The 17,420-nt window shown below is 72.6% G+C and carries 15 protein-coding genes and 1 pseudogene; 12 read left to right on the top strand and 4 right to left on the bottom strand.

Going from position 1 to position 17,420, the window contains the following annotated elements; all coding sequences use genetic code 11:
• Positions 1 to 112 precede the first annotated feature (112 nt).
• Together OHA72_RS35260 and OHA72_RS35255 are read left to right on the top strand one after the other, a co-directional pair.
• Positions 113 to 895, top strand: coding sequence for a hypothetical protein (locus tag OHA72_RS35260; protein ID WP_327000370.1), 783 nt, complete (start codon positions 113 to 115; stop codon positions 893 to 895).
• A gap of 4 nt (positions 896 to 899) precedes the next feature.
• Positions 900 to 1,574: a 2OG-Fe(II) oxygenase gene (locus OHA72_RS35255; RefSeq protein WP_327000369.1), complete on the top strand. Its 675-nt coding sequence runs from the start codon at positions 900 to 902 to the stop codon at positions 1,572 to 1,574.
• On the opposite strand, the gene OHA72_RS35250 is transcribed toward OHA72_RS35255, so the two are convergent.
• Positions 1,564 to 2,679 carry a tartrate dehydrogenase gene (locus OHA72_RS35250; RefSeq protein ID WP_327011729.1) on the bottom strand — a complete coding sequence of 372 codons (1,116 nt, stop codon included), beginning with the start codon at positions 2,677 to 2,679 and terminating at the stop codon, positions 1,564 to 1,566. The genes OHA72_RS35255 and OHA72_RS35250 overlap by 11 nt on opposite strands.
• Positions 2,680 to 2,684: 5 nt before the next feature.
• The gene (locus OHA72_RS35245; protein WP_327000368.1) at positions 2,685 to 3,371 is read right to left on the bottom strand and encodes a GntR family transcriptional regulator; all 687 of its coding nucleotides are present in this window, start codon (positions 3,369 to 3,371) and stop codon (positions 2,685 to 2,687) included.
• A gap of 99 nt (positions 3,372 to 3,470) precedes the next feature.
• Between OHA72_RS35245 and OHA72_RS35240 the strand changes: the two genes are divergently transcribed.
• From OHA72_RS35240 to OHA72_RS35210, 7 genes are all read left to right on the top strand, one after another.
• The gene (locus OHA72_RS35240) at positions 3,471 to 4,745 is read left to right on the top strand and encodes an MFS transporter (RefSeq protein WP_327000367.1); all 1,275 of its coding nucleotides are present in this window, start codon (positions 3,471 to 3,473) and stop codon (positions 4,743 to 4,745) included.
• 8 nt (positions 4,746 to 4,753) lie between these two features.
• Entirely contained in the window at positions 4,754 to 5,713 is a 960-nt protein-coding gene (locus OHA72_RS35235; protein ID WP_327000366.1) for a phosphoglycerate dehydrogenase, read from the top strand.
• A gap of 41 nt (positions 5,714 to 5,754) precedes the next feature.
• On the top strand, positions 5,755 to 7,137 hold the full coding sequence (locus tag OHA72_RS35230) for an acyclic terpene utilization AtuA family protein (protein WP_327000365.1): 1,383 nt from the start codon (positions 5,755 to 5,757) through the stop codon (positions 7,135 to 7,137).
• Positions 7,127 to 7,459 carry a DUF4387 domain-containing protein gene (locus OHA72_RS35225; protein ID WP_327000364.1) on the top strand — a complete coding sequence of 111 codons (333 nt, stop codon included), beginning with the start codon at positions 7,127 to 7,129 and terminating at the stop codon, positions 7,457 to 7,459. The genes OHA72_RS35230 and OHA72_RS35225 overlap by 11 nt, the downstream gene beginning before the upstream one ends.
• A 48-nt stretch (positions 7,460 to 7,507) precedes the next feature.
• The gene (locus OHA72_RS35220) at positions 7,508 to 9,721 is read left to right on the top strand and encodes an AAA family ATPase (protein WP_327000363.1); all 2,214 of its coding nucleotides are present in this window, start codon (positions 7,508 to 7,510) and stop codon (positions 9,719 to 9,721) included.
• A 117-nt stretch (positions 9,722 to 9,838) separates the two neighbouring features.
• Complete coding sequence (locus OHA72_RS35215) at positions 9,839 to 12,517, top strand: anti-sigma factor RsbA family regulatory protein (protein ID WP_327011728.1); 2,679 nt, start codon at positions 9,839 to 9,841, stop codon at positions 12,515 to 12,517.
• A 19-nt stretch (positions 12,518 to 12,536) separates the two neighbouring features.
• The gene (locus OHA72_RS35210) at positions 12,537 to 12,983 is read left to right on the top strand and encodes a GyrI-like domain-containing protein (RefSeq protein ID WP_327000362.1); all 447 of its coding nucleotides are present in this window, start codon (positions 12,537 to 12,539) and stop codon (positions 12,981 to 12,983) included.
• A 26-nt stretch (positions 12,984 to 13,009) separates the two neighbouring features.
• On the opposite strand, the gene OHA72_RS35205 is transcribed toward OHA72_RS35210, so the two are convergent.
• Positions 13,010 to 13,510: a YfbM family protein gene (locus OHA72_RS35205; RefSeq protein WP_327000361.1), complete on the bottom strand. Its 501-nt coding sequence runs from the start codon at positions 13,508 to 13,510 to the stop codon at positions 13,010 to 13,012.
• 229 nt (positions 13,511 to 13,739) lie between these two features.
• On the opposite strand from OHA72_RS35205, the pseudogene OHA72_RS35200 reads away from it, so the two are divergent.
• The 3 genes and pseudogenes from OHA72_RS35200 to OHA72_RS35190 all read left to right on the top strand — a co-directional run.
• A pseudogene (locus OHA72_RS35200) lies at positions 13,740 to 14,552 on the top strand (lysostaphin resistance A-like protein); the annotation flags it as partial.
• A gap of 134 nt (positions 14,553 to 14,686) precedes the next feature.
• Positions 14,687 to 15,841 (top strand): sensor histidine kinase, encoded by a 1,155-nt coding sequence (locus OHA72_RS35195; RefSeq protein ID WP_327000360.1) that lies wholly within the window; start codon positions 14,687 to 14,689, stop codon positions 15,839 to 15,841.
• Complete coding sequence (locus OHA72_RS35190; RefSeq protein ID WP_327000359.1) at positions 15,838 to 16,494, top strand: response regulator; 657 nt, start codon at positions 15,838 to 15,840, stop codon at positions 16,492 to 16,494. The genes OHA72_RS35195 and OHA72_RS35190 overlap by 4 nt, the downstream gene beginning before the upstream one ends.
• Here the strand turns inward: OHA72_RS35190 and OHA72_RS35185 are convergent.
• Complete coding sequence (locus OHA72_RS35185) at positions 16,470 to 17,396, bottom strand: NmrA/HSCARG family protein (RefSeq protein ID WP_327000358.1); 927 nt, start codon at positions 17,394 to 17,396, stop codon at positions 16,470 to 16,472. The two genes, OHA72_RS35190 and OHA72_RS35185, sit on opposite strands and share 25 nt — an antisense overlap.
• Between the last annotated feature and the right edge of the window lie 24 nt (positions 17,397 to 17,420).

Below are 17,420 nucleotides of genomic sequence, written 5' to 3'. Positions count from 1 at the left end.
TGATGCGGACCGGCACAATGCTCCGCGTGCGATTCTCGCCGATGGACGTGCGCGGCATAATCCGTCATGCGTGGAAACGGAGTGAAACATTTACGTTACCAGCGAATGTCGCGTGTCCAGCGGTGACGGGCAGCACGAGCACGGGATGTCCGGGCCGGTCTTCGCCGTCGGCGGGCCGACCGCGTATGACGACGTGGTGCGGTTCACCGCCGCGGTCCGGGCGTTGCATCCGCTGCCGGAAATGCCGCACCCCGATTTCCTGCTGTTCCAGACGTTGCATCTGACCGCGGAACTGCTCTGGTACAACATGCATTTCGACATCGTGCGCGCGGCCGACGACCTGGGGCGCCGCGATTATCGCTCGGCGCGACGTCTCGTACACCGGGCGACCGAGCTGCAACGGTTGACGGTGACGCATCTCAAGCAGGTGCGGTCCGGCATTCCGCAGACGGAGTTCCTGCAGATACGGGCGGGTCTCCCGGATGGTGGCAGCGGCCTGGACTCTCCCGGCATGCGCAATCTGCAAAAGGCGTGCCGGCATTTGTGGCGCTGTTTCTGCGCGGCGATGGAGTCCGACGGTGTGGCGTCGGAGTCGCAGTTGCTGGAGGCCGGCACGGCGCACCCCGATCTGGGGGCGGTCGCGCTGGAGATGCTGGAGCTCGACGACGCGATGCTCGGCTGGCAGCAGGAGCACCAGCGCATGGTGTGGGCCCGCCTCGGCGGGCACCCGACCCTCCGCGCGATGCCGCAGGCCCAGGGGCCGGTCAGCCTGACCGGCCGGTCCGTCGACGTGCTGGACCGCTTCGTCGCGCACATGCGGTTCCCGCGCCTGTGGCAGGCGGTGCAGCACTGCCACGAATCGATGACCGGCGAGACCCGGCGCGGAAAGGAATGAGCGCATGACCAGCACCGTCTGGCGGCCGCCGCAGGAGCTGCCGTTCCACTGGCACGTGTACGACGTCGGCCACCTGCTGCCCGCCGGCTGGGCGGAGACGTTGCTCGGCGTGGCCCGCGAGCATGCGGTCCGGCGGGTGTTCCGGCCCACCATGGCCACCGCCCGCGAGGTCGCCGACGCGCAGATCCCGATGCACAGCGTCGACGGCGAGGTGCTGCGCGAGGCCGCGCCGTGGACGCATCAGCTGTACAGCGGCTGGTTCAAGGAGCTCGGGGAGCGCACCGCGGAGGAGAAGCTGCACGAGACCAGCAGCGACAACCGGGCGCTGAGCCTCAACGTCCAGGACGGGATCACGATGCGGTACCCGTGCCACGTCGACAGCAACCCGATGCAGGGGCTGCTGTACCTGACCTCCTGCACCGAGGAGACCGGCGGCGCTCTCGTGGTCGCCCGCAACCGCGCCGCCCGCGACGTGGCAGCCGTCGACGCCGACGCCATGCGGATCTACCCGGCGAAGGGTCAGCTGTACTTCTTCGACGCCCGCCGGCACGCGCACTACGTCGAGCCCCTGCGCCGTGACGACGCCCTGCGCGCCGTGCTGACGATGAACTACTACTCGCCGTCGTGCCCGGAGACGCTGCGCCCCGCCGGCCTGGACGAGCAGCTCTTCAGCCGCTGACGTCCCCCTCCGGTCGGCGTTCCCGGACGCGTTCGGCGACGGCGTGGCCCAGCTCGGCCGTGGTGCCGGTGCCGTGCAGGTCGGGGGTCAGCGGGGCGTCGCGGGGGCCGTGGGCCAGGACGTCCTCGATGGCGCCGAGCAGGTGCGCCGCCGCGTCGGGGTGGCCGAGGTGCTCCAGCATCATGGAGCCGCACCAGATCTGGCCGACCGGGTTGGCGATGCCCTTGCCGGCGATGTCCGGGGCGGAGCCGTGCACCGGCTCGAACAGGCTCGGGTGGTGGCGCTCCGGGTTGATGTTCGCGCTCGGGGCGATGCCGAGGGTGCCGGTGCACGCCGGGCCCAGGTCGGACAGGATGTCGCCGAAGAGGTTGCTGGCCACGACCACGTCGAACCAGTCGGGGTGCAGGACGAACTGCGCGGCGAGGGCGTCGATGTGGAACTTGTCTAGCCGCACGCCCGGGTACCGCTCGCCCATCGCGGCCACGCGCTCGTCCCAGTACGGCATGGAGATGGAGATGCCGTTGCTCTTGGTGGCGGACGTCAGGTGCTGTCCCGGCCGGCGGCTCGCCAGCTCGAAGGCGAAGCGCAGGACCCGGTCGACGCCGATGCGGGTCATGACGGTCTCCTGCAGGACCGTCTCGCGCTCGGTGCCCTCGAAGATGCGCCCGCCGACGCTGGAGTACTCGCCCTCGGTGTTCTCCCGCACGACGACGAAGTCGATGTCGCCCGGCTCACGGCCCGCGAGGGGGCTGCGCACGCCGGGCATGAGGCGGCACGGGCGCAGGTTCACGTACTGGTCGAACGTCCGCCGGAACTGCAGCAGGCTGCCCCACAGCGAGATGTGGTCCGGGACCACCGCCGGCCAGCCGACCGCGCCGAAGTAGATGGCGTCGTAGCCGCGCAGCGTCTCCTCCCAGTCGGCGGGCAGCATGGTGCCGTGCCGCTGCCAGTAGTCGGCGCTGGCGAAGTCGAAGGTGTCGAAGTGCAGCCGCAGCCCGAACCGGCCGGCGGTGGCCTCCAGAGCGAGAAGCCCGGCGGGGACGACCTCCTTGCCGATGCCGTCGCCGGGGATGACGGCGATGCGATGCGTGCCCGCCGTGCCCATCGCGCTCACCGCTCCTCCCGCAGCGCCGACAGGCCGCCCTGGGAGTCTTCGAGGGCGATGCGCTCCGCGGTGGCGGAGTCGCCCGCGCGCAGCGCCCGGACCAGGGCCCGGTGGCTGGTGTAGCGCTCCAGGCCGAATGTGTCGTCCCTGGCGACGTGCTGCAGCAACAATGAACGGCGCCGCGGGCGGGAGAACACCCGGCTCTGCTCCAGCATCCGCACGAGCACCGGGTTGTGCGCGCACGCGTCGACGGTGTCGTTGAACTCCTGCATGGTGTCCAGCAGCGCGTTGAGGTGCCGGTCGGTCGGCTGGCCCTGCCCGCGCCGGTCCTTGAGCAGGATCAGCAGGTCGTCGGCGCGGTCGAGGATCGCGTCGAGGGCGTCGAGCTGGGCGGCGGTGGCGTGCCGGGCGGCGAACCTGGCGACCAGGCCGCGCAGGCCGACCTCCACCTCGGCGAGGTCGTCGATGGCGGCGTCGCGGATCGCGGCGACCAGGACGGTGCGCGGGCCGATGCGCTCGATGAGCCCGTCGAGCTCCAGCCGGCGCAGCGCCTCGCGGACCGGCGTCGGGCTGATCGCGAGCCGCTCGGCCATGCCGCGCTCGGTCACCTTCTCCCCCGCCGCGAGCTCGCCGGTGGCGATGGCGGTGCGGACGTGGCGGTACGCCTGATCGGCGAGCGTTTCAGCGGACATGACCGCACTCTAGCGCATGCCATGGCAAACTGAATTGCAACTGTTGACGAGTTTGCTATAGCAAATTACCGTGGCGCGGACACCCCAAGGAGGATCCGCATGGCCGATCTGAAGGTCCGCGACGGTACGGTGTCCAACCGCAAGATCACGTTCTTCGTCGCTCTGGCGCTCTTCGCGCAGGAGTCGACCTGGAACTTCTACGACAACCAGGTGCCCGTCCTGCTGCGCGAGCACGTGAGCAGCGCCGCGCTCGTCGGCCTGCTCATGGGCGCGGACAACCTGCTGGGCATCTTCGTCCAGCCGTGGATCGGCAACCGCTCCGACAACACCCGCACCCGGTGGGGGCGGCGCATGCCCTACATCGCCGTCGGCATGCCGCTCGGCGCGCTGATCTTCCTGCTCCTGCCCTGGGCCACGTCCCTGGCCGCCCTGGTCGCCGTGATGTTCCTGTACGCGCTGGTCGCCAACAGCACGCGCCCCCTCGCGGAGTCGCTGGTGCCGGACTTCATCCGCCCGGAACGGCGCAGCCGCGCCAACGCCGCCGTGAAGATCGCGACCTCGCTGACCATCATCGTCGCGTCGCTGATCAGCCTGTTCGTGGTGGACGAGCACCCGCGGGGCGCGTTCGCCATCCCGGCGGTCATCATGCTGCTCGCCACCGCGGTCCTGATCGCCAAGGTGCGCGACAGCCGGTCGCCGGCGTACCAGGCGGCCCTCACCGAGGACGCCGCCGCCGGGCACGCCGAGGCCCGGGTGCCGTTCCGGCAGGTGCTCACCGAGCTGATCCGCGACCCCGACCGCCGCCGGCTCCTGCTGCTGCTGACCGTCGTGCTCTTCGGCGGGGCGTGGTTCGCCTCCCGCTCGCTGATCACCCCGTACGGCATGCAGGCCCTCGGCCTCACCCGCGGCGAGGCGGGCGGGCTGACCCTGCCCAGCGGCGTCGCCTACCTGCTCGCCTGCTACCCGGCCGCCCTCGCCGCCGAACGGTTCGGCCGGCTGCGCACGATGGCCTTCGGCATGATCGTCTTCGCCGTGGCCCTTGCCGCCGGGACGCTCGTGCAGACCGCCACCGGCACCGTCGTGGTGTTCTGCATCGCCGCCGCCGGTGCCGCCGCCTTCTCCATCAACGCGGTCGTCGCCCTGTGGAACCTGGCACCGTCCAGCCGGGTCCTCGGCACCTACACCGGCCTGTACGCGGTCACCTGGTACCTCGGTGGCTTCGGCGGGCCCGCGCTCATCGGCGCCATGGTCGACCTCACCGGCTGGCACGGGATGCTGCTGGACATCGCGGTGCTCGCCACACTCGCGGTCCTCGTCATCGTGCGGCTCGGGCGCCTGCAGCGCCGTCACGCGGCCGCACCGGTGGCCTTCTGATGCCGGCCGTGCTCATCACCACCGACTACCTGACGCCGGGCGACGAGGTGGACGTCTACCTCACCGGCCTGGGCTTCACCACCCGGCACGACCCGATGCGCGGGCCCCGCCGGCCCGAGCAGCTCATCGCCGCCCTCGCCGGTGTCGACGGCGCGCTCATCGCCAACGAGCCCATGACGGCGCGGGTGCTGGAGCAGGCGCCCGCCCTGCGGGCCGTCGTGCGCACCGGCGTGGGGTACGACTCCGTCGACGTGCCCGCCGCCACCCGGCTCGGCATCAGCGTCAGCAACCTGCCCGGCGTCAACAGCAACGCGGTCGCCGAGTACACCATCGCGCTGCTGCTCGCCCAGGCCCGGCGGCTGGTGCCCCTGGCCACCGGGGTCGCCGCCGGGCAGTGGCCCCGCGCCGACGGCCAGGAGCTGCGCGGCAGGACCCTCGGCCTCATCGGCTGGGGCGCGGCGGCGCAGCGGGTGGCGCCCCTCGCGGTCGCGTTCGGCATGACGGTGCTGTGCCACACCACCGTCCCGACGCGGCCCGCTCAAGCCCGGTTCGTCACCCTGGACGAGCTGCTCCGCGACGCCGACTTCGTGTCCGTGCACACCGCCCTGACCGACCGCACCCGGCACCTCATCGACGCCGCCGCACTGGCCCGGATGAAGCCCTCCGCCCACCTCGTCAACACCGCCCGCGGGCCGATCGTCGACGAGGCCGCCCTCGCCGACGCCGTCCGCAGCGGCCGGATCGCGGGCGCGGCCCTGGACGTCGTGGACGTCGAGCCGCTGCCGGCCGACAGCGTGCTGCGCGGCGTCGACGGCATCACCGTCTACTCGCACATGGCCGGGCAGACCGCGCAGGCGCGCCGCGCCGCCGGCCTGGACGGCGCGACGGAGCTCGTCGCCGCACTCGCCGGCCACCCCGCATCCTCCGTCAACGCCCACCTGATGAACCCGTCTACGTCCACCTCATGAACCCGTCGACGCCCACCTGATGAACTCCGAGGAGCGATCCCATGACGTCACCCCGTGACTGCGTCCGAATCCTGGTGCCGTCCGGCATGCTCGGCTCGGGTTTCCCGCCCGAGATCGTCACCCGCGGGCTGGAGCTCGGTGCCGACGTCATCGCCCTGGACGGCGGCTCCACCGACTCCGGGCCGTACTACCTCGGCACCGGCACCGCCAAGACCACCGCCGCCGCCGTCGCCCGCGACCTGCGCCTGCTGCTGCGCGCCGCGGCCACCGCCGGCATCCCGCTGATCATCGGCTCGTGCGGCACCAGCGGCACCGACTCCGGCGTCGACTGGGTCGCCGGCATCGCCCGTGACGTCCTGGCCTCGGAAGGGCTGCGCCTGCGGGTGGCCACCGTCTACAGCGAACAGCGGGCCGCCGACCTCAAGGAACACCTCGACCAGGGCCGGATCCGCCCGCTCCCGCCGTCCGGCGACCTGGACCAGGCGACGCTGGACAGCTGCGAGCACATCGTCGCCATGATGGGCCACGAACCGATCGCGGAGGCCCTCGCCGCCGGCGCCGACGTGGTCCTCGCCGGACGCGCCACCGACACCGCCGTCGTCGCGGCCTTCCCGCTCATGGCCGGCATGCCCGCCGGCCCGACCTGGCACGCCTCGAAGATCGTCGAGTGCGGCGCGCAGTGCACCACGGACCCGCGCTCCGGCGGCGTCTTCGCCACCATCGACGCCACCGGCTTCACCATCGAGCCGCTCGACCCGGCCGTCTCCTGCACACCCACCTCGGTCGCGGCGCACATGCTGTACGAGACCGTCAACCCGTTCTCCATGCGCGAACCCGCCGGCACGCTGATGGTCGGCGACGCCACGTACCGCGCCCTGGACTCCCGGCGCGTCCGCGTGGAGCACTCCCGGTTCGAGCCCGCCGCGCAGCACACCATCAAGCTGGAGGGCTCGCGCATCACCGGGTACGAGACGATGTCGTTCACCGCCATCCGCGACCCGCACATCCTCGGCCAGATCGACACCTGGGCCGCGCTGCTGCGCCAGGTCCTCGTCGACCGGGTCACCCAGACCCTGGCGCTGCGCACCGACGAGTACGCCTTCGACATCCGCCTGTACGGCCACAACGCCGTCCTGGACGCCATCGACCCGGACACCCGCCCGCCCCGCGAGGTCGGCGTCATGCTCCTGGTCCACGCGGCCGACCAGCAGACCGCCACGGCCGTCGCGAAGATCGCCAACCCGCTCATGCTGCACCTGCCCACCCCGGACATGCGCCATCTGCCCAGCCTCGCCTTCCCCACCTCACCAGCCGAGACCGAACGCGGCGCGACGTACGAGTTCGCCCTCAACCACGCCGTCGACGTGGACTCCCCCACCGGCCTGTTCCGCATCCACCTCCCGGAGGCCCCCGATGCCCGATAACCCCCGCACCGTCGCCGACCTCGCCCTGGAGGTCCGGTCGAAGAACGCCGGCCCGTTCTGGGTGACGATGGAGCTGTTCATGCGCGACAGCACCGGGTACGCCATCGTCGCCGACCCCGGCTACCTGGACGAGGCGGTGGTCGCCCGCCTGTACCGGGTCGCCGCGGACACCGTGCAGATCTTCCGGCTGCCCGACCTGAACGTCGTCAAGATCTCCTTCCCCCGCCCGGTCCCGCAGGGCAGCCTCCACGACCGCGACATCCACGCCGGCCAGCACCACGTCCCCCTCGCCCTGCTCCCACTGCCCCACCCGTCCGGGTGACGGCTGAGGCAGTGACGTGCACTGGCGCAGGATGGATAATCTGCGGCGATGGAGGAGCTGCCGCCACATTCGATGCCGCACGCGAAAGGTGTGCAAATCGGCGACGGCAACGTGCAGTACAACGTCAGCGGGCACTCGCAGCTGCGCCTCTCGCTCGACGAGGCCGCCTACTCCTCCCTGACGGACCTGCTCAGCGCGCTCCCCGCGGTCGCCGACGTCCCGCTGCTGTTCCGCACCGCCGGCGGTGGCATCGCCGGCGCCACCGACCCTCCGTCGGATCCGCAGCGCTGCGTCGACCTGCTCCGCACCTATGTCGACACCTACCCGCTGTTCGCGTTCGTCGAGCACCTCGCCGCCGGCTGCCGGGACCCGATGCGCCGGCAGCTGCGCTCCTGGGTCGACGACAACATCGGCGAGATCCGGCAGCCGGAGCGGCGGCAGCAGCTGGCGTCGGTACGGGCCGACGCCGACCGTGACGCCGCCGGGCTGATCGGGCCGCAGCTGATCACGGTCCGGCTGGACGACGACCTGCTGACCCCGGGCCGGTACCTGCTGACGGTGTTGCACGCGCACGGCGGCGCCGGCCCGGCGCAGGTCGCCGTCCCCCGGCAGCCGCTGCGACTCGCGGAGGTGTCCCGGGTCGTCGCCGACCTCATCGGCCGGCACACCGCGCACGACACCGCCCGCGTGCCCGCACGGCTGACCTTCGTCGTGCCCGATCACCTGGTCGCCGCGCCGTTCGAGCAGTGGCAGGTCCCCCGCCAGGGCGCCGCGGTCGCGCTCGGCACCTGCTGCATCGTGACGGTGCGGCCCACGACGTCGCCGCCGGCGCGGGACGCCCAGGCCGAGGTGGCGCGGTGGCGGCGGACCCTCGGCACCACGGGCGACGCCGACGGGGTCACCTGGGTGGACGACGTGACGGACGTGCGGCCCGGGGGCCGCCTGCGTCGCCGTCATCGGCGATCGCCTCGCCGGGCAGCCCGCCGCCGTGGTACGGCTGCTGCGCCGGCTCAACTGCAACGTGGCGATCTGGCATCGCGGCCGCCGCATCGACCGGCGCTCAGCGCTGCGCGACGTCCTCGGCGGGCGGCCGCTGGCGGACCTGCCCAGGGCGGTGCGCGCGCAACGGGCGCAGGCCGCCGAGCCGGACGCCGGACCCGATCACCCCGGCCACGACGTCGTGCTGCTCTGGGACGACCCCGAGGCGACCGCGACGCTCCCCTCCGTACTGCAGCCGCCGAAGCCCCGGAAGGCGCACATCTGATGACCTGGCAGATCTTCAACGGTGCCGGCGTACCCCATGACGGCATCGAACGACTCCCGCCGCCGCCGAACTGGCGGAACTTCGAGATCGGCGACGGTGCCAGCGACAGCGGCATCGACCCGGCATCACTGCGCCGGCTCGGCGCGGTCGGCGCCGGTCGCCGGTACGGTACCCGGGAGCTGGCGATCATCAACGCCGCGCTGTACCTGCGCCGGCCGCTGCTGGTCACCGGCAAACCGGGAGTCGGCAAGTCCGCCCTGGCCGATGCGATCGCCCGGGAGCTGAGACTGGGCACGGTGCTGCGCTGGCGCGTCACCAGCCGGACCGCGCTCGCCGAGGGGCTCTACCAATACGACGCCATCGGCCGGCTGCACGACGAGAGTCTCGACCGCACCCAGTCCAACGGCCGGCGCACCGACATCGGCCGCTACGTGCGGCTGGGCCCACTGGGCACCGCGCTGCTGCCCGGCCACCGGCCGCGGGTCCTGCTCGTCGACGAGCTGGACAAGGGCGACCTCGACCTGCCCAACGACCTGCTGCACGTGCTGGAGGACGGCGAGTTCGAGATCCCGGAGCTGCTGCGCCTGCCAGACGCCGACCGGCCGGTCACGGTGATGACCGCCGACCAGGACGGCCACGCCGACGTGCGGCACGGCCGGGTCCGGTGCCGGGCCTTCCCGGTCATCGTGGTCACCAGCAACGGCGAACGGGAGTTCCCACCGGCGTTCCTGCGCAGATGCGTGCGGCTGGACCTCGCCGCGCCGACCGCGGCCGAGCTGACGGAGATGGTGGCGGCGCACTTCGACGGCGGGGTGCCGGACGCGACCAGAGCGCTCGTCGAGGACTTCCTGCGCCGGGCGGCGCAGCACGAGCTGGCCAGCGACCAGCTGCTGAGCCTGGTCTACCTCACCACCCAGCGCGGCGACGCAACGAAGTGGACCTGGAACGCCGTGGTCGAAGCCGTGCTCAGGGAACTGACCGAACCCGACGACCGATGAGCCCGGACTTCGAGCACCGGTCCGACGCGACCGCGACCGAGATCGCGGATGTGCTGTGGCTGGCCGGTTTCATGACCCCCGACCTGCCCGACGGATCGGCCGCACCGGCACCGGCCGCTGCCGGCCCACCCGCGCCGGACCCTCCGCCGGAGCAGCTGCCCGCCCCGCGCCGTCGCCGGCGACGGCGCTGTACACCACCGACGGCACGATGCGCGCCGAGCCCTGCACCTCGCCCGAGGTGTCACCGTGCCGCCGCTGCCACACGCCCGGGCGATGCTGCGGGCGCTGCGGCCCTTCACCCGCCGCCTCGTGGACGCCGCGCCCGCCCGGCGCACCATCGACGAGGCGGTCACCGCGGAGCAGTCGGCCGCCGCGACCTATCCGGTCCCGGCCTGGCACCGCGCCGGGCACCGCTGGCTGGATCTCGTGCTCGTCGTCGACACCGGACCGTCGATGGCGATGTGGACGCCGACGCTGCACGAGGTCCGCCGCCTGATCGAGCAGTCCGGCGTGTTCCGGCGGGTGCAGGTGCTGCCCCTCACCGCGCGCCGCCTGCCCGCCGCCCGCCACGGCGCGGCGCTGGTCTTCACCGACGGCACGGGTCCGCAGTGGCGGGACGGCTCGGCCGTGGCCCGCGTCCGGCAGTGGGCCGAGCACCGCAGCGTCGCCCTGCTGAACCCGTTGCCGCCAACGCGTTGGCCCGGCACCGCGCTGTCGGCGGCCCGCGGCCGCGTGCTGAGCGCCCGACCGGCACTGGCGAACCGGTCCTGGTCCACGACCGGCCGGCGCGGGGCCACACCGCTGCCGGTGCTGCACCTGTCGGACCGCTTCCTCGAACGATGGGCCAACCTGGTCTGCGGCCCTCCGGTCTGGTACGACGTCCCGCTGCTCGTGCCACCGGCGCCGATCCCGGTCCCGGCGCCGATGTCGGCCTCGGAGCTCGTCGACGCCTTCCGCGCGGCGGCCTCACCGATGGCGTTCGACCTCGCGTGTCGGCTCGCCGCCGCGCCGTTGACGCTGCCGACGATGCGCCTCGTCCAGCGCGCCCAACTGCCGCGGTCCACGCCGGCCGACCTCGCCGAGGTGCTGCTCGGCGGGCTGTTGCACTGCGACTCGCAGAGCGAGGACTCGACGTACGACTTCCTGCCGGGCGTCCGCGCGGTCCTGCAACGCCACCTGACCCGCGACACGGCGTTCGAGGTCATCGACCTGATCGGCGCGCACGTCACCACACCCGGCACGGAGACCTTCCGCGTGCTGGCGCTGCCCGGCGACGCGCAGCCGCGGCCGTCGATGGTGCGGCTCGCCTCGGTCGCGGCCGATCTCCTGCACGCCATGGGCGGTCCCGTTCCCGAAGACGACCGGTCGGTCGAGGTCTCCGGCGACCCGGACGGCTATCCGGTGGTGTACCTGCACGGCGGTCACGGCGACGCGAAGCTCCCGGATGCGGCCCTCCGCCGGCTCGGCGTGCGGCTCATCGTGTTCCAGCGGGCGCACGGCCGTTCGGTCGCCGGCACCGTTCGGGATATCCGCCTCCTTGCTGATTTTCTCGACCTTGAGCAGTTCGCGGTGTTGGGTGAGTCTGACTGCGGGCAGCACGCGCTGGCTGCCGCGGCTTCGGACCTGTTGACCGGGCGGATCTCCCGCGTGGCGGTCGTGTCCGGCCCGACCCTTGACATGATCCTGCACGGTGACTTGGACTTCGATCCCAGATCCATCGCAATGCCGGTGCGTGTCCTCTACGTCGGCACGCCGGATCCGAGCCCGGTGCCGCTGCTGCTGCTACTCCCGCACGCGGAGGTTCATTTCGTGCCGACCTGGCCGGCAGAGGAGACAGGACAGGTCGAAGCGCTCATCGGCTGGCTGGCACGGTCCTCGCCACCGGACGTCGCCACGTTCGTGCACGAGGCCCGGTTGCACGACGACGCGACGATGCAGTTGGAGACCATGATGGCAATGATGTATGAGACCGTGGCTCGAGACGAGCCGCTGCTGGTCGCGGTGCGACCGGCGACCGAGGCGTTGCTGCGCGAGCGGCTCGGCGACTTCGCCGACCGGGTGCGCATTGCGGACGTTACCGAGATCGGCCGCAACCCGGCGCGCATGATCCCGTGGACCCTGAGCCGCTTCCTGGACGAACACGCCGGCCGGCGGGCTCGCATCATCATCGAGGCAGTCTGGCCGGACCACTCCACCGGGGTGTATGCGGCGTGGATGCAGTACGAAGCAATGATCAACCTGGCGTTCGGCGGGCGCGACGCTGCCATCTTCTGCTTCTACGGCGGCGAGCATCGGGACGTCGTCCAGGATGTCTCCGCCACGCACCCCGTCGTCATCGAGTCGACCGGATTGCGGGCGAGCGACGCGTATAAGCCGTTGAGCATCGCCGATACCTACAACGTGCCGTTGCTCAACTCACCGCATCACGCGACCACGCTGCGATTCGAGGTGGGAGACATCGTCAAGGTGCGGCGGGCCGCAGCCGAGATCGGGCTCGAGGCCGATCTCCCGCCGGATCGCATCTCCGACCTGCAGGTTGCGGTGAGCGAACTGACGACCAACAGCATCAGGCACGGCGGCGGCTCCGGCATCCTGCGGACGTGGTATGACGACGAGCGGGTCGTGTGCGAGGTCAGCGACGCCGGCCACATCACCGACGTCATGGCCGGCCAGCTCGGACCGGACAAGGACGACCCCCACAACCGAGGACTGATGGTGGTCAACGCGGTGGCCGATCTGGTAGAGCGGTACACCACGCAGGCCGGGACCACGACCCGCGTCCACTTCCTGCGCTGAGCGGAAGGGAAGGAGTCCGATGGCACACGAGGTGACGGCGACCGAGGTAGCCGCCAGGCCGACCGCCGTGGTCGCGGCGACGACGACGTGGCAGGAGTTCCCGGCGCTGTGGCCGGGTCTGCTGGACGAGGTGTGGAGCTGCCTGCGGGCGGCCGGCATCAGCCGCGGCTGCCGCAACGTCATGCTGTACCGCGACGGCGTGCCGAACGTCGAGGTCGGTGTGGCCCTGGACGAGCCGTGCCCGCTCACCGGCCGGGTGACGATGTCGGCGTTGCCCGGCGGGCCGGTGGCGATGACCGTGCACCGCGGATCGTATGCGGGGCTGGGTGCGGCGCATCAGGCCGTCGCCGGCTGGTGCGCCGCGCACGGGCGGGAGCCGGCGGGTCCGCGGTGGGAGGTCTACGGGCCGCACCACGAGGACCCCGCCGAGGTGTGGACCGAGGTGTACTGGCTGCTGCGCCCCTGAACGCCTCGGCGCCGCGCCGGTGACGGTCAGGACTTCCAGACCAGCATCGGCTCATGGTCGGCCGCGGCGGCGGCGAACAGCGCGACGATCCGCGCGTAGCACTCCTCCAGGGATGACAGCGCCCAGCCCTCGTCCCAGATCACCGGGTAGACCTCGGCCGCGACGAGTTCCGCGGGCGTGTAGTGCTGTGCGAGCGACGCGAACGGCGTGCCGGCGAGGAACCTGGCCGCCCGGAGCACCTCGTCGGTGGTGAGCAGGCGCGGGGCGTCGTGGCCCCACTCGTCGTCGGTGAGCGGTTCGCCGCCGCCGATGACGTCGACGGGCGGGTCCAGCCTGGACAGGAGGTACTGCAGGCCGGCCCAGGCCTTGTCGGTGTCCATGCCGCGCGACGACGTCTCCTCGTCCTCGTCGCCCATGGCGAGGTCGCCCGCGTACTCGTGGGCGTCATCCGGCTTCTCGGCCAGCAGCCGGCGAAGCTCGGCGAGCTCGTGCGGCCGCAGCCGCACGTACTCGGTGATCATGCTCATGCCGAGATTCTCCACCATGCCGCGTCCAGGCCCGCCCGGACACGGCGGCGCTGCGGGCGGCCGCGCGGCCCCGCCACGCCTGGTCGAGGTGACCCCGGCCCGTGCGCCTGCTGTCCCCCGTGCGAGCTACCCGGCAATGTCCACCACGTGGTGACGATTCGGCGGCGTGGAATCCATAACGTTCGAGGTACCCGCGGCGCTGGGCGGCGGGATCGAACGAGGGGGAACCATGCGACTGCTGAAGCAGTTCGGGGCGGTCGCGGCGGTCGCGCTCGCCGGCAGCCTGAGTGTCGGCGCGGCGGGGTGGAACGTGCCGCTCACCCTGATCCTCGGTGTGGCGACGGCGGTGCTGTCGCTGCTCACTTATGCGTGGGTGGTGCGGCGCACCGAGCGTCGCGCGCCGGTCGAGGTGGCGCTGGACGGCGCCGCGCCGGCGCTCGGCCGTGGGGTGCTGATCGGCGTCGCCATGTTCGCGGCGGTCATCGCCAACATCGCCCTGCTCGGCGGCTACCGGGTGGCCGGCTGGGGATCGGTGACGGGCGCGGTGGCGCTGTTCGGATTCATGGCCGCCGCCGCCGTGACGGAGGAGCTGATCTTCCGTGGCATCCTCTTCCGGATCGTCGAGGAGCGCATCGGCACGTGGGGCGCGCTGCTGCTGACCGCCGCGCTGTTCGGTCTGGCACACCTGCCGAACCCCAACGCCACGCTGTGGAGCGCGCTCGCCGTGGCGGTGGAGGCCGGGGCCCTGCTCGCCGCCGTGTATGCGGCCACCCGCAACCTGTGGGTGCCGATCGGCGTGCACTTCGGCTGGAACTTCGCCGCGGGCGGCGTGTTCGGCACCGATGTGTCCGGCAAGAGCGCCCCGGACGGCCTGCTCGACGGCGTGACGTCCGGCCCGGCCGCGATCAGCGGCGGCGGGTTCGGTCCGGAGGGCAGCGTGTACTCGCTGCTGGCCGGCGTGACGCTGACGATCGTGTTCATGTGGCTCGCCCGGCGACGCGGCAACGTGGTGCCCCGCCGCAGGAGCGCCGCCCCCATCGGCACGACGGGCCCGACCGGCACGAGCGTCAGCGGCACGGAAGGCACAGGCGTCAGCGGCACAGGCACGAACGGCACGAACGGCAGCGGCACAACGGGCACAAGCGGCACGGGCGGCGCGGCCGCTACGCTCGCCCCGTGATCGACGTACGGCGCATCCCGGACCTGTGGCGACGCTTCGACGTCACGGTCCGGGATCTCCCGTTGGGGTTGCTGCTCGTCGCGGCGTCGCTGGTGCCCGCGCTCGACAATCGCGGGACGCAGCTCGGAGACCTGCCGGGCCGTCCCATGGACGCGTTCGCCGCCGTGGTGATCGCCCTGGAGTGCCTGCCGCTCGCGATGCGCCGCCGCTGGCCGGCCGTGTGCCTGGCGCTGGTGTCGCTGGGGTTCGCCGCCGACCAGCTCCGCGGGTATCACACGGTCGCCGGGACGGCGCTGCCCATCGCGCTGCTGAGCGCGGCGGCGCACCTGGAGCGGTTCCGGCGCACCACCATGGTCGCGGCCTCCGTCGCGTACGTGCCGCTGGCCGTCGCCCTCGACCGGCACGGGTCGACCGAGGGGCCGGCCGGATTCGTCACGTTCTACCTGGCGCTGGCGCTCGCGTGGGGCATCGGGGCGTGGCTGCGCACGACCCGGGCGACCGAGGCGGAGCACCGCCGGCGCGTCGCGGAGACCACCCGCGCCGCCGAGCGGACCCGCATCGCCAGCGAACTGCACGACGTCGTGACGCACCACGTGACGGCGATGGTGGTGCAGGCGGAGGCGGCGCGGTATCTCACCGCCGCCCCCGAACGCCTTGACCAGGCGCTGACCGCGATCACCGACACCGGCCGGCGGGCCATCACGGACCTGCGGCACCTACTGGACCTGCTCAACCCCGACCACACCGCCGAGCCGCGGATGCCGTCCGTCGGTGAGATCCGCGCGCTCGTGGAGCAGGCCCGGCAGGCGGGGCAGCCGGTGGAGTTCACCGAGGACGGCAGGGCGGCGGAGCTGACCGGCGGCGCCGAGGTCGCGGCGTACCGGGTCGTGCAGGAGGCGCTGACCAACGCCCTCAAGCACGCCCACGGCAGCCGGACCACCGTCGACGTCCACTACGGCGGAAGGGAGACCATCGTGGAGGTCAGCACCGACGGCCCGGGCACGCACCCCGCGCACGCCGGCGGGAGCGGGCGCGGGCTCGCCGGGCTGCGCGAGCGCGTCGGCGTCCTCGGCGGCGAGTTCGACGCCGACCGGCGCTCCGACGGCCGCTTCGTGGTGCGTGCCAGCATCCCCACCGGGAGCCAGTCGTGACCGCTGGGCTGCGGGTGCTGGTCTGCGACGACCAGGCGCTCATCCGCACCGGGTTCACCACCATCATCGACGCGCAGCCGGACCTCGAGGTCGTCGGCGAGTGCGCCGACGGGCGGGCCGCGGTCGACCTCGCCGGCCGGCTGCACCCGGACGTGGTGGTGATGGACATCCGCATGCCGGTGCTCGACGGCATCGAGGCGACCCGGCTGCTGGCCGGCGTCGGTGTCGCCAACCCCGTGAAGGTGCTCGTGGTGACGACGTTCAACCTCGACGAGTACGTGTACGAGGCGCTGCGCGCCGGCGCGAGCGGGTTCCTGCTCAAGGACGCCCGGCCGGCGCAGCTGCTGGACGGCATCCGCACCGTCGCGTCCGGCGCGGCGCTGCTGGCGCCCGAGGTGACGCGGGAGCTCGTCGGGCGGTACGCGGCACGGATCCGGCCGCCCGAGACCGGGCGGGACGCCGCGCTGACCCCGCGGGAGCTGGAGGTGCTGCGCCTCATCGCCGAGGGGCTGTCCAACCATGAGATCGCGGTGACGCTGGTGATCAGTCAGGAGACCGTCAAGACGTACGTGTCGCGCATCCTGACCAAACTCGACCTGCGCGACCGCGTCCAGGCGGTGGTCTACGCCTACCGCAGCGGGCTGGTGAGCTGACGCGCCCACTGCTCGAAGGAGGTGAGCGGGATGCCGAGGGCGCGCGCGTCCTCGGGGCGGGCGGGCTGCCCGGTCACGTTGATGCGCTCATGGGAGACGCCCGCCCACACCGGCATGCCGGCGGCGACCGCCTCCTCCTCGGTCATGTCCGGCGCCGTCAGCGGCACGCCCAGCGCTCGGGAGAGGACCTCCGCGATCTCGGTCATCGTGCGGAGGTCGCTGGCCAGCTCCAGCTCGACGGTGTGGAAGCGGCCGGGTTCGGCGACGGCCGCGGCGGCCGCCCTGCCGATGTCGTCGACCGCGACGAGGGACAGCCGGGTCTGCGGCCGCAGCACCGTCACCAGGCCGCCCTCGACCCCGCGGGGGAACAGGTATGCGGCCTCGGGCAGGAAGTTCTCCATGAACCAGCCCGGCTTGAGCAGCGTCCAGTGCGTGAAACCCGCCGCACGGACGCGGTCCTGGATGCCGGCCTTGGTGGTGTAGTACGGCTCCAGGGCGGCCCACCGGCCTTCGGCCCAGCCGGCGGTCGCGGTGTGCTGCCCCGCGCCGGAGACCGACGTGTGCACGAACTGCGGCACGCCTGCCGCCAGCGCGGCCTCGATCAGGTTGACGGCCTGGGTGAGCTCGCCGGCGAAGTCGATGCCGCCGTCGTGCATGGGGGGCATCTGCACCGAGAAGACGGCCCGCACTCCTTGCGCGGCCCTGATCAGCGAGTCGCGGTCGCGCAGGTCGCCGGTCACCAGCTCGGCGCCGCGCGCCGCGACGGCCTTCGCCCTGTCGGTGGTGGGGTCGCGGACCAGCGCCCGGACGGGGAACCCCGCCTCCAGCAGCGCACGAGCGGTGGCGCCGCCCTGCTGGCCGGTGGCGCCGGTGACCAGGACGGGTGCCGAATCGGTGGACATTTGACTCCTCTTGACGGCGCTGAC

Origin of the sequence: Dactylosporangium sp. NBC_01737 (assembly GCF_035963215.1) — a bacterium.
Lineage (GTDB): Bacteria > Actinomycetota > Actinomycetes > Mycobacteriales > Micromonosporaceae > Dactylosporangium.
The sequence above is the reverse complement of the archived record's forward strand: the minus strand, read 5'-3'. Positions and strand labels throughout refer to the sequence as shown.

Excerpts from the sequence above, each read along its gene's own strand:
- OHA72_RS35225 (WP_327000364.1), top strand. The coding sequence starts at position 7,127 with ATGCCCGATAACCCCCGCACCGTCGCCGACCTCGCCCTGGAGGTCCGG.
- OHA72_RS35210 (WP_327000362.1), top strand. The coding sequence starts at position 12,537 with ATGGCACACGAGGTGACGGCGACCGAGGTAGCCGCCAGGCCGACCGCC.
- OHA72_RS35245 (WP_327000368.1), bottom strand. The coding sequence starts at position 3,371 with ATGTCCGCTGAAACGCTCGCCGATCAGGCGTACCGCCACGTCCGCACC.
- OHA72_RS35255 (WP_327000369.1), top strand. The coding sequence starts at position 900 with ATGACCAGCACCGTCTGGCGGCCGCCGCAGGAGCTGCCGTTCCACTGG.
- OHA72_RS35250 (WP_327011729.1), bottom strand. The coding sequence starts at position 2,679 with ATGGGCACGGCGGGCACGCATCGCATCGCCGTCATCCCCGGCGACGGC.
- OHA72_RS35220 (WP_327000363.1), top strand. The coding sequence starts at position 7,508 with ATGGAGGAGCTGCCGCCACATTCGATGCCGCACGCGAAAGGTGTGCAA.
- OHA72_RS35205 (WP_327000361.1), bottom strand. The coding sequence starts at position 13,510 with ATGAGCATGATCACCGAGTACGTGCGGCTGCGGCCGCACGAGCTCGCC.
- OHA72_RS35185 (WP_327000358.1), bottom strand. The coding sequence starts at position 17,396 with ATGTCCACCGATTCGGCACCCGTCCTGGTCACCGGCGCCACCGGCCAG.
- OHA72_RS35230 (WP_327000365.1), top strand. The coding sequence starts at position 5,755 with ATGACGTCACCCCGTGACTGCGTCCGAATCCTGGTGCCGTCCGGCATG.
- OHA72_RS35240 (WP_327000367.1), top strand. The coding sequence starts at position 3,471 with ATGGCCGATCTGAAGGTCCGCGACGGTACGGTGTCCAACCGCAAGATC.